Below are 16,291 nucleotides of genomic sequence, written 5' to 3'. Positions count from 1 at the left end.
ACTGATATTAAACTTTAAGCTTAGATAAATATAGACATCACATACAAATTAGAATAAAATACGCTGCAAAATAAAACTACTAGATTTTGTGGTCAAAAAAATTAAAGCATGATTCCTTAGTAAAAATTATAATGACCGATAAAATAGCGGCACAAGAATTTTTAGAATATTATTTACCTGAGGATTTTAAAAAACTAATAGATTTATCAAAAATAACTGTAGAACAAGAAAGCTATATTGAAGAGTCTCTAAGTAAAAAATATAGTGATATAGTGTATGGAATTGACCTTCATCTACCAACTTTTCATTTAAGTTATTTGATAAATATTTATCACCGCAACACAAGGATAACATTATGAAAACTATAGCAGATACGTATATAGATGAGGGAAAACGAGAAGGTGAGTATAATAAAGCGATGCTGATAGCAAAAAAGATGTTCTTTCAAGGGTTTAAGGTTTCCGTTATTGCTGAGCTTATCGGTCTTAATGAATCTCTTATTCGCTCAATTGCAAAAAAGTAATTAATAGTGAAGTAATTTACTACACAATTTTTAAAACTTTATATCTTTCTCAAAAAAAGCAACGCGTTATTGTCATAATTAAATATACTCTTTATAATGCTGTTATTCAAACTAGTAAAAACATTTATGAAAGAATTCCCGAAGAATTATAATTTTATCGAAAGCGAAAAGAAATGGCAAAAGATTTGGCAAGAAAAGCAAATTTATGCTTACGATGAGAATATCGCTAAAGACGAAACATTTGTCGTAGATACGCCTCCACCAACTGTTTCAGGGCAGCTTCATATCGGGCATGTTTACAGCTATACGCAGACCGATTTTATAGTACGTTTTCAGCGTATGATGGGAAAAAACATTTTCTATCCTATGGGCTTTGACGATAATGGACTACCAACAGAACGACTTGTTGAAAAGCAAAGACAAGTTAAAGCATCTAATATGGGCAGAGAAGAATTTATTAATATTTGTAATGAGGTAGTAGCAAGCGAAGAAGAAAAATTCAGAAGCTTGTTTAATCATATAGCTTTATCGGTAGATTGGAGTTTAGAATATCAAACAATCAGCCCCTTATCTCATAAAATCTCACAAATGTCTTTTCTTGATTTAGTAAAAAAAGGTGAGGTTTATCGTAATAATCAGCCAATTTTGTGGGATCCAGTAGATGGCACAGCCCTTGCTCAAGCTGATATTGAGGATAAGGAAAAAGCCTCATTCATGAACTATATTACATTTAAAACTGAAGCAAATGATGAATTTACCATCGCAACTACACGACCTGAACTATTACCTGCTTGCGTTGCTGTATTCTATCACCCAGACGATAAACGTTATCAACATTTAGCAGGAAAGTTTGCCGTCACTCCGCTGTTTAATATTAAAGTTCCGCTTTTAGCTGACCCGTTAGTGCAGCAAGATAAAGGCACAGGTCTTGTTATGTGTTGCACATTTGGTGATCAAACAGATATTATTTGGTGGAAAACGCATAATCTGCCTTTGAATACTATTATTACCAAAAAAGGTACGATAGATTTTCCTCATGAAATTGGGATAGATGGCTTAAAAATAAAAGAAGCTCGAGCAAAAATAATAGATATTTTAAAAGAGCAAGAATTGCTTGTTAAGCAAGAAGAGATTACCCAAACTGTTAAATGTGCTGAGCGTTCAGGTGCACCTCTTGAGGTACTAACTGTGCCACAATGGTTTGTTAAAACTATATCGCATAAAGATGAGCTATTAAAAAGAGCAAACGAACTAAATTGGCATCCTAAAAATATGAAGATTCGTTTAGACAACTGGATTAATGCCATATCTTGGGACTGGTGTATAAGCAGGCAGCGTTATTTTGGCGTGCCGTTTCCTGTTTGGTATTCTAAAAGAATTGGCGAAGAGGGTAAAATTTTATATGCCGATATCTCGCAGTTACCTGTTGATCCTTTAAAAGACTTGCCTGCTGGCTATAGCAAAGATGAAGTAGAGCCCGACTTAGACGTTATGGATACTTGGGCAACTAGCTCTGTTTCGCCGCAACTTTCAACATGGGGTATTTCTGATGAATTCGCTATTAATAAGGATAGGCATGATAAATTGTTCCCAATGGATTTAAGACCTCAAGCACATGAGATTATTAGAACTTGGGCATTCTATACTATCTTAAAAGCTCATTTACATCAAAATACTCTACCATGGAAAAATATCATGGTTAGTGGTTGGTGTTTGGCTGAAGATCGTAGCAAAATGTCTAAATCTAAAGGAAATGTATTAGTACCGGAAAAATTGCTAGAGCAATATGGTTCTGATGTTATACGCTATTGGTCAGCTAATTCGAGGTTAGGAGCTGATACTGCCTATTCAGAAGACGTAATGAAAAATGGTAAAAGGCTTGTTAATAAGCTATGGAATGCTGCTAAATTTGTATCGCAGCATTTTGATAAATTATCTGCTGAAGATAAAAAAGCAAATTTTATAGATGTAAAAGAAAAAATTACTCATAAATTTGATCAGTGGATAATTAATAAATTAGTAGAGCTAGTAAATAATGCAACCAATGAGTTGCAAAATTATGAATATGCTAATGCTATGCATTTAACGGAAAAATTTTTCTGGTCAGTATTTTGTGATAATTATTTAGAGATAAGTAAAACACGAGCTTATGATGAGGAAAATAAAAACCCTAACGGACAATATAGTAGCATATTAACGCTTTATCACGTTATGAAAACTTTACTTAAACTATTTGCACCATTTATGCCACATATTACTGAGGAGTTATATCAAATATTATATAGTGATAATTCTATTCACATTAAAGGTAATTGGATTAATTATGGTAATTTAAACTATAAAATAGATGCAAAACAAGCTGAAAGATTGCTTGAAATTTTAGATCATGTTAGAAAATTTAAAGCTGAAAAAAATCTATCCATAAAAGCAGAAATACAATTGCTTGAAGTTAGCGGCATTGAATTATCCGATGAATTGACATCAGATTTAAAAAATGTTACATCAGCAAAAGAAGTAAAATTCAAACCAACAAATGATGAAATTAAAGTCAATATTCTTACCTAAAAATATTTTAGGCTCTATTCTCTTGCTTCTTGCCGGTATATTTTTTTATACTCACGTGCTTGAACATGATTGGCGATATAAAACGCTTACCGATGAAGAGATAAAAAAATATAGGATTAGTGAGAATACGGCTCTCTCACTCTATCAAATAATGAAGGATACTCATGAGTTGTTAACTAAGCACAATATTAATTATTGGATAGACGGTGGAACTCTACTTGGGGCAGTTCGTCATCAAGGTATAATACCTTATGATGATGATCTTGATATTGGCATAATACAGGAAGATGAGATAAGGCTACAGCAAATATTTCCAGAGTTTCAAAAATTAGGTTATTCTATTTCTCATGATCTAGCTTATAAAATATGTCAAAAAGGCTGCATCGATATTTTTACTTTTCAAAAAGAACAAAATAAATTTATTCATGCTAACTTAAAAACACGCACTCAATATCCTAATGATTTTTTTTATGATCATGAGTTGTTGCCTTTAAAAAAATATAAATTTGGTAATATAGAAGTTTTTGGTCCTTATAACCCAAAGGAAAATTTAAATAGACAATATCCTGAATGGGACAAATATGCGGTGATACATCATCCGCACAATTTTCATTTGTTTTTTCTATCAAATATCGAGAAAAAAACTAAATTCATATTAACACCGGAATTGTTAAAACCGGCTAAAGCACTTAAGCCCTTAAAAAATAGAGTAGATTAATGTTATTAAATGATACACATAAACTAGAATTATTAGAAATAGTAGAAAATAACTCAGCAGATATAGCATCACTGCTAGATTATCTAGAAAATAATTTAGATATTCTTCCCACTGATCTAGAAGGTGAAGATCAAGAAACTTTAAAATTCTTTATAATAAAAAGCTTTAACAATGAAATTTCTAATTTTCAATCAGAAAAAAACTTGAGAGTGTTAATGAATTACTAGAGGAACTAGAAGAAGGATGGGATGCTTGTTTTAATGAAAACGTAGAATATAGAATGTATAAATTAACAATTAATGGTCAAACTTATTATGAAGAATTAGACTTTAGTGGAGGTGAAGAAGAAATGAATTGCGATTCTAATTATGATAAAATTTCATCAGAGTATTTAGCTGAACCTAAGCCTATTAAAGAATTACCAGAAATTAGGTTTAATTTAGCTGAAATATTAACCTTGGGGCAAAAATTACTTTGGAACAACTAAATATTTTATTAAATATATCAGCATCTCAAGCTAACTTTCCTATTTTAAACCAATATAGTAAAACTTTAGCTATGAAAGTCTTTTCTATAAGTGATAAAAATATTTTCAATATTAGTTTACAATCTAATGATGCTAATTTTGCTAATGCAATAATATATTTAACTGATAAATTTGATCAAAGAGGAAAGGCTGATTATAACCAAGGTCTAACTTTGTGTATTAATAACCAAGAAATTACCTCTCAAGACATATTACCAATTGATGAGTCTTTACTTTTAGGTTTGCCTAATATTTCAACATAGGTAAATTAATTAAGAATATCATATTATTATCACTACCCAATAAAAACTTAAATAATTAATCCTAAAATTAATGTTGCTGAAAGATTTTTAATGCTAGACTCAACATATTAATTATTATTAAATTCAAGGATAAATTATGATTAACTATGATTTAAATACTAATTATACATACTATATGCTAGAGGGGTTAAGAGCACAAATAGCCCCTATGCATTTAGGCATAAAGATTTTGAAAGAAGCATATGAGCGTGAATCATTAGAGAATAATGGTTTTGCTAGAATCATGCATTCTTACTTAACGCTTTGCGAGCGTATGACTAGAAAATATGAAAAGCCAGAATTTAATATCCTTGAAACTACTATTGATAACAAAACCTGCAAGATCAATGAAAAAGTTATATTGAAGAAGCCTTTTTGTGAGTTACGTCATTTTGAAAAATTAGACTTTAAAAATACACTACCTAAATTATTAATAGTAGCACCTATGGCGGGTCACCATGCTACGTTACTTCGCTCAACTGTGCAGGAATTATTACCATATACGGATGTTTATATTACCGACTGGACGGAAGCAAGCTATGTACCGCTTGAAGCAGGTTCTTTTGACATGGATGATTACATTGATTACGTAATGGAGTTTATTAATTTTCTAGGACCAAATGTTCATACTATGGCTGTTTGTCAACCGACTGTACCTTTGCTTGCTGCTATTAGTTTGATGTCAAAAGATAATAACCCAAACGTTCCAAGCTCAATGATTTTAATGGGCGGTCCTATTGATGCTAGAAAAAATCCTACCGCAGTAAATGAATTTGCTTTAAGCAAAAGTTTGGAGTGGTTTTGCAAAATGGTTACGATGCAAGTGCCACCTAATTATCCTGGTCATGGTAGAAAAGTATATCCAGGATTTTTACAATTAGCTGGTTTTGTAAGTCTAAATCTATTCCGTCATATAGATTCTCATTTAGAATTATGGCAAAATTTATTAAATTGTGATTATCAAAAAGCTGATCATACTATTAAATTTTATGATGAATATTTAGCCGCTATGGATATGCCGGCAGAATTTTACCTACAAACTATTGATGAAGTATTCCAACAATTTGCACTAGCAAGAGGCAAGTTAGTTTCAGAAGAGCGTCCTATTGATCTAAAAAATATTACTAAATGTGCATTACTTGGTATAGAGGGAGAACTTGACGATATTGCAGCAGTTGGTCAAACCAAAGCTGCTTTAAAGCTTTGTGCCAATATTCCTGAATCAATGAAGAAATATCATTTACAAAAAGGTGCAGGACATTATGGCGTGTTTAGCGGAAGCAAGTTTAAACAGTTTATAGTACCTATTATTAAAAGCTTCATATACGATTTTGATAAAGCTAATTTTAAACAAACTAAAACCAAAATGGTTTAACAAAACTTTAATAATAAAAAAATAATTATCTATAGTAAACGGAGTTGAATTATGTGCCATTTATAGGAAATATTTTATTTTTTTAAGGATATAGCGAATACCGCTAATGCTAACCCATTTACGGTATGAGATATGTTTTAAAAAAATTAAAAGATAATGTATAAATAGTATATAATTCAACTCCGTTTACTATATCATTAGTTTGGTCTTCCCATCTCAATAATAGTTGAATCTTTAAAATCAGTATTTATTAAAAAAGGTACAGTAATATAAGCTTGTATTCTATTATTAGCTACTTCTTGTGCTATAAGATCATCAATTGGCTCGCTAAAACTTTTACTATATTTAAGAAGCTTTATAGCAGCTTTTAAATTTATCAAATAAGCTGTAGCAGTATAAAAATATCTTTGGCTACCAACTTTTTTAAGATAAGGATTATTATAAATTTTATAGAATTTTTGCCTTGGTAGATGCATCAAAAATAAATAAACTAAATCCCAATCATTAGGTAAATATTTGATTATGGTTGAGAATTCCTTATAAAGATTTTCTTCTAATATAGCATCGTCTTCTAAAATTAAGGCATATGAAATATTTTCTTTGACCATTTTAAGCCAAATTTCTCTATGACTACAATAACATCCAAATTCACCCGCTGTTAAAACCCGATTCAACACCTTACTATTTGCATAATAATTTATATTCTCTGATGGACAAACAATAGCATAATTATTATCTAATGATAAAAGAGAAGGATTATTCTTTAGATCCAAACCGGTAAACTTTTCTCCTTTCTCATTTACCATAGATAATTCATAACCGTTTACTGCTCTAAATCTTTCATAAGGTAAATTAATATGAATAAATTGTTTATTTATATTATTATATCTATTAGTACTATGATCTAGATTGATTACAAAAATTTTAACATCTTTTTCGCTAATCGGGGTGGTTTTTAACTGATAAGTAATATAGAATAAAGAAATTTCATTTGATCCAAATTTACAAAATATTAATAGACAGCTGATTATAATAAATAATATAAAAAAATATTTTTTTATGTAATAAATTTTATTTTTCATTTAATAAAGGTAAAAGTTTTTCTTTTAATTTCTCTTTTATTATAGGGTAATTATTTAGAGAATTGGATACAATTGAGTTATTATATATTTCACAATACTTTTTTGTCATCTTGATCAACAGAAATAATTATATAGATCTTATTCTAAATCAAAATCTTTAGCGAATATTACTGCCTTAGGCTTTAACTCTTTATATAGCTTTCATATGTCTTTTTTTATTGCAAGATCATAATTTTTATAATCTATAATAATTTTCTTAACATTTGAATTATCGATTTACTCCTCTATTTGTTGTGTTGGTGGATTTTCTGCTTCTACCTCAATAATTTCAGATTTGGAAGAAACAATTTGGTAGCGTTCAAGACTTGCAGGTAGCGCCTTATTTCCTGAATCAATACCGAGTTTTTGGATATTCTTAACTCTTGACATAAAATTACGATTAAAAGAAGCCGCAAACTTATCATAATTAGTAACCATATTATGCAGATTATTGCCAATTTTTTGAGAATAATCTGCTATAGTACCAATAGAGCTTAATAATTTTCTTACTTCTTCAATAATTACTTTATAATTTTCTGAACGTCTATGATCAGTAATTTGAAATTTTGCGAATGAAAGCATATTCATAAGCCCACTAGGACCTACTGGGAAAATACTACAGCCCCAAGCTTTTTGTAGAAAATTAGGATCAGCTGCAATAACTTTTTCAACGGCTTGTTCAGTGGGTAAAAACATCAAAGTAATGACATTGTTATAATTCTGTTCTTTTTTATTTAAGTCAGCTAAAATATTTTCAGCATAATCTTTATTGGCTAACGACTTTAAGTGATAATTCATGGTTTTGCTAAGATTTCCGCTATTATCCTGCTCATCAACTAAAAATTTGGAAGCTTTTGAATCAATCACCATCAAATTACCGGAAGGTAGAAAAATAAGTGCATCAGGTCTTAATTTAGTGCTATCTGAGGTAGTTAAACCATATTGCATGATGAAATCTAAATTAGAACGTAATCCTGATGATTTTAAGATATTTTCAAGAGTAATCTCAGCAAGTAGCCCTGCCCCAATAGGCGAAAGTAACGACTGTTTGATTAAGTCCACTGTGCTTTTAGACTGCTCAATATCTTTATTAAGTGCTCCTACCATAGTAATTAAACGCTCAAACTCGCTATTAAATTTTCCTGAAGCAGTAGCAATGTTTTTCTCAGCTAGCTCTCTTGCTGCTGTATTTTCCATTTTATGTATTTCAATTAGCTGCTTAGATAAATCTTTGCCCAAATCAAATAAAGCAGCTTTAGCCGAAGAAAAAGATTCACTACGTATTTTTTCGGAATCTTTAATAGATTGTTCTTGATACTCTACTCTGCACTTTAGTTGTTCAATTTTTTGTAAGTAAGCTATTTTTTCTTGATTAAGCAGCTGATTATGATTAGAGAGTTCTAAGTTCTGATCTGTTAAGAATTGTAGCTGAGTTTTTAAAGTTTTGATCCTTATACAAAACCAAATATCTAAGCTTACTAAGATGAGTAAAACTATTGAGGCACTTAGTAATAAATAAGGCATATGGAAAATATTGTTTAGTATAGATGTTATCCCGTGGCAGCATTGTTGCGTGGTTCCGATGTCATTCCTGAGAAAGCAGGAATCCAGTAATTACTAAATGAAAATTTAGTTATTTTTATAATCAAAAATTCTATTTATTCAAATTTTTTCTGGATTTCCGCCTGTGCGGGAATGACATACAAAACATTTTTCGAGCCATGCAACAAAACACTATGCTCCTTGCAATGACTTACACCAACCTTAAGCCGGTATATCTTCAACAGCTGATTGCTTTTTACTTGATTTTGCTGCTGGAGTAATAATAGAAGTAATTATTGGCTCTATTAGCCCCTTAACTACATCTTCCGTGATAGTAACACGTTGTTTCTTTAACTCAGCGACTTTATACATACTATCAAGCAAAAGATGCTCAATTATCGAACGAAGTCCTCTTGCTCCAGTTTTTTTAGCTAAAGCTTTTTCAGCAATAGCTTCTAATGCAGAATCCTCAACTATTAACTCAGCTTCATCAAGCTCAAATTGTTTTCTAAACTGTTTTATTATAGCATTTTTTGGCTTAGTTAAAATTGTAACTAAAGCTTCCTTATCTAAATCATCTAAGGTTGTAACGATTGGTAATCTTCCAATAAATTCAGGAATTAAGCCAAATTTTGTTAGATCCTCAATCTCTAAAGATTTAAGAATTTCTCTGTTGATTTTTTCTTTGTCAATATTTACATTTGCTGCAAAACCTATAGAACTATTATTTGTTCTAGAAGTTATGATGCTATCAATTCCCATAAAAGCACCACCGCAGATAAACAAAATATTTGAGGTATCGAACTGCACGAAATCTTGCTGTGGATGTTTTCGACCACCTTGCGGAGGAACGGAAGCAACTGTTCCTTCCATAATTTTAAGTAGTGCTTGTTGTACGCCCTCCCCTGATACATCTCTAGTAATTGAAGGGTTTCCGGACTTTCTAGCAATCTTATCAACTTCATCGATATAAATTATTCCTTTTTGAGCTTTTGCGACATTAAACTCGGCGGCTTGAAGTAATCTAAGCAGAATATTCTCAACATCTTCACCAACATAACCAGCTTCCGTTAAAGAGGTAGCATCAGCCATAGTAAAAGGTACATCTAAAATTTTAGCAAGTGTTTGAGCAAGCAAAGTTTTACCTGAACCGGTAGGACCAATTAACAAAATATTGGATTTATTAAGTTCAACATCATTATTGCCTGATTGGACATATTCGAGCCTTTTATAATGATTATATACCGCTACTGCTAAGACTTTTTTAGCTTGATCTTGACCAACTACATAATCATTTAAAACTGAACATATTTTTTGCGGAGTCGGAATGGTGGAAGTAATTTGCTTTAATGCAATTTTACTTTCTTCTTCCATTATATCCATGCATAAATTTATACATTCATCGCAAATAAATACTGCGGGACCTGCTATTAATTTTTTCACCTCATGCTGCTTTTTACTGCAAAATGAACAAATTAATTCTTTTTTATTAGCTTCTACTACCATCAATTTTTCTTTTTTAATATTATATTTAATTGTATGAATCAGTTTTTCGTCATTGCAAGAAGAAACTGAAAGTTTCGACGAAGCAATCTCAGGAGTTTGCTTTATGAGATTGCCACGTAGGCAAAGCCTGCTCGCAATGACAGACTTTTCTTATAAAACTCGTGCATACATATAGTAATCTTTATGCTCATTTGCAACTACTTCATATTTCTTACGTATTCCCTCACGTGCAAATCCACATCTCTCAAGTAAATTAATTGAACGAATATTATCAGTAATTACTGTTGCTTGAATTCTAATGATTCCCATATGATCGGCAATCTTTAAAATATTTTTTATAGATTTTAACATTATGCCCTGCCCCCAAAAGCTATAATCCAAATCATAACTGATTTCTGCCTTGTGATGCTCTAGATTTATTATATTAAAACCGGCAGTGCCAATAAGTTTATTATCGGTTTTAAGTGCAATACCCCAATAAAAACTTCTGTGGTTCTTATATAAACTAGACCAATAACGAATTTCTTCCTTAGCTTCCTCTAAAGTTTTTGGTCTATTACTATCGGTTATATAAATAGCCATTTCAGGCTTATTCATATAATTAAAATAATCTTCCACATCTGCGTCCGTTAGCTCTCTTAATATTATATCATTTAAATCGAGCGTAGGAAAGGGGGAGTATAAATATTTTCTATCAATCATACATGTATACTCGCTGAATTTGAAAAATTGGCGGCGGCGTCTTTGTAAATCCTCGGATGCTCACGTATTAAGTATACGCTCCACTCCTCGTCTTACAGTCTCCTTGCTCTTTTCCAAATTGAGCTTCGTCTACCAACTATTTGTTTATTAAAATAATATATAATTAATTGGGTCTTGTACATTATTCTTTTTAAAAGCATCAAGCCTTATCGTACAAGCAAGGCAAGTGCCGCAAGATAAATCATCTTCGCTAGGATCATAACATGATATAGTATTTTTATAGTCTACTCCAAGCTCAAGCCCTGTTCTAATTATCTGATCTTTGGTCATATCAATCAAAGGAGTATGAATAGTAACTCCGCCTATATTAGTTGCTAGATTTGCCATTGCTTCAAAAGATTTTATGTATTCAGGGCGGCAATCAGGATAATTTGCTGAATCGCTAGTATGTACCCCTATGAAAATATCCTTAGCACTTATTACTTCAGCAAACCCTAATGCATAACTTAAAAAGATCGTATTACGAGCAGGTACATAGGTAACAGGTACATCTTCAGGTAGCTCTTTCGCATCATGATAATGAGGAACTTTTATATTATCATCGGTAAGAGCAGAACCACCAAAAGCTCGTAGGTCTATATTAATAATTTTATGCTGCTTGACGTTATATTCTTTTACTAGCTCTTTAACTTTTCTTAATTCAGCATTGTTACGCTGCCCGTAATTAAAGCTTATAGCATGAATCTCATAACCTTGCTTTTTCATTATTGCAAGAACAGTAGCAGAATCCGCCCCACCACTAACTAAAATAACTGCTTTTTTCATTTCTATATTCATTTCTCTATTAAGAATAATTATAATACAATTATATAAAATATATACAGATTATATAAAATATATACAGAAATTTTTATGACCACAAAAATATTTATTAAAGAAAAAACTATCAATAGTAAAGATTTGAGTGCTTTAAGCAAAGATATAGACAACGCTAAAAAAGGTACAAATTAATACAACAATTATCAGGTAAAAGCACCTCAAATATGTCTACTGATGAAATAATGAAATTAACACGAGGTAAGGTATAAATATTCTTGACTAAATAATGATAATAATTTAAAGTCACGCTGTTACTTTGATAACTCATGGCGGGTGTAGCTCAGTTGGTTAGAGCATCAGGTTGTGGTTCTGAGGGTCGCGGGTTCGATTCCCGTCACTCGCCCCATTTTTTAGTTTTGTTAACGTCACGTCATTGCGAGGAGCAAAGCGACGTGGCAATCTAATACAAACATCCTGAGATTGCCACGCTCATTTCATTCGCTCGCAATGACGTTTTTTTCATATGAACATCAACCTTTTATATAGATTAGCTAAAAACTTAAGATTCTATAAAAAAGATTTGATAATTGTTATAATCTCTCTTCTTAGCGTATCACTTTCATTATTACTAATCGGTAATGTTTTCAGAAATTTAGTTGATCAGGGTTTGGTTTTGGATCATCCTTTGGCAGTTAATAAATCCATATTATATATCTGCCTGCTTATTATTATCTTAAGTATTGCTAGTTTTTTCCGCTCGTATTTTATCAATAATGTTGCTGAGAAAGTCTCAAGTCAAATAAGAAAGGAAGCATATAGCAATCTAATTAATTACGAAATTACTGAATTTGAAGAGCTAAAAATCGGCGATATAATCTCACGTCTTACGAGTGATATAGATCAAATATCTAAGCTCATTGTTAATTTCCTATCCTTTTTTATTCGCAATTCGGTGATGCTAATCGGCAGTATTATTCTGATGTTTTTTGAAAGCTTTAAGTTGGCATCGATAGTAATTATCACCATTCCTTTGCTGCTAATTCCCATAATCAAATTTGGTAAACACGTTAAAGCTTTATCCAAAAAAACCTTAGAATCTCAATCACTTTTAGCATCTGATATTAACGAAAGCTTTAGTAACATCAAAACCATTCATGCTTTTGGCGGTCAAATCGCTAAAATTACCGAATTTAATAATTTACTGCAAAATTATCTAAGTTATTCCGCAGCACGTTTAAAAATTCGTGCTTTATTCTTTGCGTTCTCAATGGCCCTTATATTTCTTGGGATTACACTGGTTATTTGGATTGGAGCTTTGGATATAGTAAAAGGGAATTTATCCTCTGGTCAAATTATATCATTTATTTATTATGCAATTATTGCCGGTTTTAGTAGTGGCGGTATTTTTGAGTTATTAAGCGAGATGCACTTGCCACTTGCTGCTTTAGAGCGAATAGTTACTATTATTGATAAATCACCTATAGTCCATAATAATTATTCAGATTTAAAGCCGACTAATTCTATATCGTTAGAGTTTAAAAACGTAAATTTTTCCTACCCATCAAGACCTAATTTAAAAATTATCAATAATATATCTTTTAAAATAGATGCTAGTAGTTTTATTGGAATTGTCGGCAGATCAGGTTCAGGCAAAAGTACTTTGATGCAGTTATTATTACGCTTTTATATCCAGGAAAGCGGTACAATCCTGATCAGCAACCAAGATATATCTCTTTTAAATCCTAACGGAATCCGTAAGCTAATTGCTTATGTTCCGCAGGAAGCTAGTATTTTTTCTGGTACTATTAAATCAAATATTATGTTTGGTAATGACGCTAGTGAAGAGGATACAGCAGAAATAATAAAAATTACCGGTATAGCTGATTTTGCTGATAAAATTCCTGATGGGATTAATGCCAAAATAGGCGAAAAAGGCGTAAGATTGTCAGGTGGGCAGAAGCAAAGAATAGCCTTAGCAAGGGCTTTACTACGCAAACCGCAAATTCTACTTCTCGATGAAGCAATGAATGCTTTAGATAGTCAAAGCGAGCAGAAACTATTAAACTCTATTAGGGATATAATGCAAGGGAAAATCATCATATCAATCGCCCATCGCATTAGTAGCATAGAATCAGCCGATAATATTTTGATAATAGATAAAGGAGCGGTAGAAGCCGAAGGAACGCACGCTCATTTACTTAAAACCTCCGACCTCTATCGCACTATTTGTAAGGAAGTAGATTAGTGGTTATATTTCATTGTTTGTTTATTGACTTTCAAGATAATATAGGTTATTTCTGATTCTTGTAATATTGATTTCTATAACTTTATAAATATAGCTCTTTATATGTCTAAACTAAAAATCTCACTAATATTTGCTTTTGTAATTATTATAAATACTGCTGTTAATGCTAATAGTAGCATTAACAATGAAATCTATAAATCTCAAGATCACAAACAAGAAAAACAAGCTGATCTACTTAATAAAATAAAAGTCAGTGCTTCTAGATATTTATCATATAGGGATATTTCGGCTCTATTAAAACAATATGTTCATGGGACTAAAGCGTTAGATTATGGTTCCGGCACAGGATTGTCTACCAAATTCTTATTAGAACAAGGCTATGAAGTTACAGGAGTAGAAGTTAGCCTTGCAATGATAGAAAAGTCTAAGAAAGCCTTACCTGAAGTAAATTTTTCATTAATTAAAGATGGGGTAATTCCTTATTCCTCTAATATTTATGATTTGGTTTTTTCAAGTTTAGTACTTTTTGAAATTGGTAATGAGCAAGAAATGGTTAAATACCTACTTGAAGCCAAAAGAGTTATGAAAAAAGATGGGATATTTCTAGTACTTATCGGGTCAGAAGCTATGTATTATAATAAAAATCTTTATAGCTTTTACAACGATTATCCCGAAAATAAGAATCTTAAAAGTGGTAGTTTAGCAAAAGTAAAGCTGCCTGATATTAATTTAACCTTTGAAGATTATTATTGGTCAGAAGAGGATTATAAAAAGTTTTTTAAAATAGCGGGTTTTAATATTATCAAAATTCATCATCCGCTTGGTAAGAAAGGCGAGCCATATCTATGGCAAGATGAAAAATCTATATCTCCATTTATTATTTTTATCCTGCAAAAACAAGCTGAGTGATAACTTCTATGACTAACAATTCACGTGTTGGTATAGGGTATTATTCTATTTAATAGAAAAAATTAAATTTTGCTTGGCAAGCGAATTAGCTCGCATGGTGAATCCACATATGGTAATCCGGGTGGACATTTAGAATTTGGTGAAACTTAGAACCCCATAAAGTAGAAAGCTGGCAGTGGTTGCGTTAGATAAACTACCAGATAATCTTTTTTTACCTCTAAAAAAGTTAATTGATAGTAATAGTTATGTAATAATTAAAAATATGTTATAGTATATCTTAATAATTGGATAGATTATTTCAATGTTAAGTAGAATTAAATTATATATTAAAAAGCACTATAACAGCAAAAAGAAACTTTCTTTAATTACTCCGGAAGCCTTGTTTAAGGCGATACGAGAGAAAAATATTGCTGAAGCTAAGTATTTGCTTGAACATGGCATTAGTCCTAATACAGATTATCAAGATAATATTGGAGGAGGCGGGGTAATTTTACATTGGGTTATAAAGGAACAAAATGAAAATGATACAATAATTAAATTATTATTAGAAAAAGGAGCTGATCCTAACAGCCGAGATAGTTTCGGAGATACGCCATTACATTTAGCTTCTCAAAAAGGTTATACTAATATAGCAAAAATTCTTCTTGAAAATAATGCTTTTATAGATGCTCAAGGTTTTTGCGGTTTTACTCCATTTGAGGCAGTAGCTATGTTGTTTCCCAAAGTTAATTTCGATATTGTTAAGCTGCTATTACAATATAATGCTAACTTTATTTCAAAGATTATAAATAATTTTTATAGGTATCAAAAATCAATAAATGATGAAAAAGAAATAGCTTTAAAAGCTTTAATAGAACTTGAACAGCTATTTCGCAAAGAAAAAATATATAAAATTGCAAATAAAACCTATATTACAAAAGATCATTTTGAAGATTTTGTTAAATGGAAAGCAGAGGCTGAAATACCTAAATATATCAAAAATAATAAAACCCTTTTAAGTAAGTATATCTACAAATTATTTACTCTAAATAATTATTTAAACGATGATTCTTTTCTGGTTAGCAAGGAAACAAAAAAACTTTTGGAGAAAAAAATTCAAGAATATGTAGGGAATCAAAATTTAACTGAAACATTACGACCAGTACTAACTTTAAAATATCTTGCTGAATTTAAATTAATTCAAAATCCTGATGAGAGTAAAAAATATTTGAGTAATAATTTATCGCTTCCTGCTATAGAAATTATTGAAAAACTAGAGCAAGAATATAAAATTAATATAAGCGGTATAAGCGACCAAAATGAGGAGGTATATAATCTTAATTTGATCTTCTAGCTCTTTTTAGGTAACCCTAAAAACTTGTCATTTCAAAATAATCTAATATTTCTTGCTCTTCCTCTGTCAAATTATATTTTCCTAACTCACTCTTTAAATTGTTCT

General features: G+C 31.0%; 16 protein-coding genes, 1 tRNA gene and 1 pseudogene. 13 read left to right on the top strand and 5 right to left on the bottom strand.

The annotated features are described in order from the left end of the window. The first annotated feature begins 131 nt into the window (after positions 1–131). From ACICQC_RS03615 to phaZ, 8 genes are all read left to right on the top strand, one after another. Complete coding sequence (locus ACICQC_RS03615; RefSeq protein WP_395477418.1) at positions 132–359, top strand: Rpn family recombination-promoting nuclease/putative transposase; 228 nt, start codon at positions 132–134, stop codon at positions 357–359. Then, positions 356–523 carry a terminase gpP N-terminus-related DNA-binding protein gene (locus ACICQC_RS03610; RefSeq protein ID WP_395477417.1) on the top strand — a complete coding sequence of 56 codons (168 nt, stop codon included), beginning with the start codon at positions 356–358 and terminating at the stop codon, positions 521–523. The genes ACICQC_RS03615 and ACICQC_RS03610 overlap by 4 nt, the downstream gene beginning before the upstream one ends. Positions 524–649: 126 nt before the next feature. Beyond that, the gene (locus ACICQC_RS03605; RefSeq protein WP_395477416.1) at positions 650–3,088 is read left to right on the top strand and encodes a valine--tRNA ligase; all 2,439 of its coding nucleotides are present in this window, start codon (positions 650–652) and stop codon (positions 3,086–3,088) included. Beyond that, positions 3,057–3,806 (top strand): LicD family protein, encoded by a 750-nt coding sequence (locus ACICQC_RS03600; protein ID WP_395477415.1) that lies wholly within the window; start codon positions 3,057–3,059, stop codon positions 3,804–3,806. Before ACICQC_RS03605 ends, ACICQC_RS03600 begins: the two co-directional genes overlap by 32 nt. Continuing rightward, positions 3,806–4,033, top strand: a complete 228-nt coding sequence (locus ACICQC_RS03595; RefSeq protein ID WP_395477414.1) for a hypothetical protein — start codon at positions 3,806–3,808, stop codon at positions 4,031–4,033. Before ACICQC_RS03600 ends, ACICQC_RS03595 begins: the two co-directional genes overlap by 1 nt. A gap of 53 nt (positions 4,034–4,086) precedes the next feature. Continuing rightward, a complete protein-coding gene (locus ACICQC_RS03590) occupies positions 4,087–4,293 on the top strand; it encodes a hypothetical protein (protein ID WP_395477413.1) in 207 nt (68 codons plus the stop codon). After that, positions 4,281–4,595 (top strand): hypothetical protein, encoded by a 315-nt coding sequence (locus ACICQC_RS03585; RefSeq protein ID WP_395477412.1) that lies wholly within the window; start codon positions 4,281–4,283, stop codon positions 4,593–4,595. Before ACICQC_RS03590 ends, ACICQC_RS03585 begins: the two co-directional genes overlap by 13 nt. 136 nt (positions 4,596–4,731) lie before the next feature. Next, positions 4,732–6,009, top strand: coding sequence for a polyhydroxyalkanoate depolymerase (phaZ, locus tag ACICQC_RS03580; RefSeq protein ID WP_395477411.1), 1,278 nt, complete (start codon positions 4,732–4,734; stop codon positions 6,007–6,009). Positions 6,010–6,206: 197 nt separating this feature from the next. On the opposite strand, the gene ACICQC_RS03575 is transcribed toward phaZ, so the two are convergent. The 5 genes from ACICQC_RS03575 to queC all read right to left on the bottom strand — a co-directional run bounded on the left by ACICQC_RS03575 (position 6,207) and on the right by queC (position 11,705). After that, positions 6,207–7,091: a glycosyltransferase family 25 protein gene (locus tag ACICQC_RS03575; protein ID WP_395477410.1), complete on the bottom strand. Its 885-nt coding sequence runs from the start codon at positions 7,089–7,091 to the stop codon at positions 6,207–6,209. Between the two features lie 276 nt (positions 7,092–7,367). Continuing rightward, entirely contained in the window at positions 7,368–8,654 is a 1,287-nt protein-coding gene (locus ACICQC_RS03570) for a DNA recombination protein RmuC (protein ID WP_395477409.1), read from the bottom strand. A gap of 240 nt (positions 8,655–8,894) precedes the next feature. Beyond that, positions 8,895–10,178: an ATP-dependent Clp protease ATP-binding subunit ClpX gene (clpX, locus tag ACICQC_RS03565; RefSeq protein WP_395477408.1), complete on the bottom strand. Its 1,284-nt coding sequence runs from the start codon at positions 10,176–10,178 to the stop codon at positions 8,895–8,897. Positions 10,179–10,328: 150 nt separating this feature from the next. After that, positions 10,329–10,880, bottom strand: a complete 552-nt coding sequence (locus ACICQC_RS03560; protein ID WP_395477407.1) for a GNAT family N-acetyltransferase — start codon at positions 10,878–10,880, stop codon at positions 10,329–10,331. A 147-nt stretch (positions 10,881–11,027) separates the two neighbouring features. Beyond that, complete coding sequence (queC, locus tag ACICQC_RS03555; RefSeq protein ID WP_395477406.1) at positions 11,028–11,705, bottom strand: 7-cyano-7-deazaguanine synthase QueC; 678 nt, start codon at positions 11,703–11,705, stop codon at positions 11,028–11,030. A gap of 323 nt (positions 11,706–12,028) precedes the next feature. On the opposite strand from queC, the gene ACICQC_RS03550 reads away from it, so the two are divergent. From ACICQC_RS03550 to ACICQC_RS03530, 5 genes and pseudogenes are all read left to right on the top strand, one after another. Next, positions 12,029–12,105, top strand: a tRNA-His gene (locus tag ACICQC_RS03550). Positions 12,106–12,222: 117 nt separating this feature from the next. Then, positions 12,223–13,944 carry an ABC transporter ATP-binding protein gene (locus ACICQC_RS03545; protein ID WP_395477405.1) on the top strand — a complete coding sequence of 574 codons (1,722 nt, stop codon included), beginning with the start codon at positions 12,223–12,225 and terminating at the stop codon, positions 13,942–13,944. Positions 13,945–14,046: 102 nt separating this feature from the next. Further along, positions 14,047–14,853 carry a class I SAM-dependent methyltransferase gene (locus ACICQC_RS03540; protein WP_395477404.1) on the top strand — a complete coding sequence of 269 codons (807 nt, stop codon included), beginning with the start codon at positions 14,047–14,049 and terminating at the stop codon, positions 14,851–14,853. Between the two features lie 66 nt (positions 14,854–14,919). Beyond that, positions 14,920–15,000: pseudogene (locus ACICQC_RS03535) on the top strand (ADP-ribose pyrophosphatase); the annotation flags it as partial. 154 nt (positions 15,001–15,154) lie between these two features. Next, a complete protein-coding gene (locus ACICQC_RS03530) occupies positions 15,155–16,186 on the top strand; it encodes an ankyrin repeat domain-containing protein (protein WP_395477403.1) in 1,032 nt (343 codons plus the stop codon). Positions 16,187–16,291 lie beyond the last annotated feature (105 nt).

This window comes from Rickettsia endosymbiont of Pantilius tunicatus (assembly GCF_964291875.1).
Lineage (GTDB): Bacteria > Pseudomonadota > Alphaproteobacteria > Rickettsiales > Rickettsiaceae > Rickettsia.
This window is presented reverse-complemented; position numbering and strand designations above follow the sequence as displayed.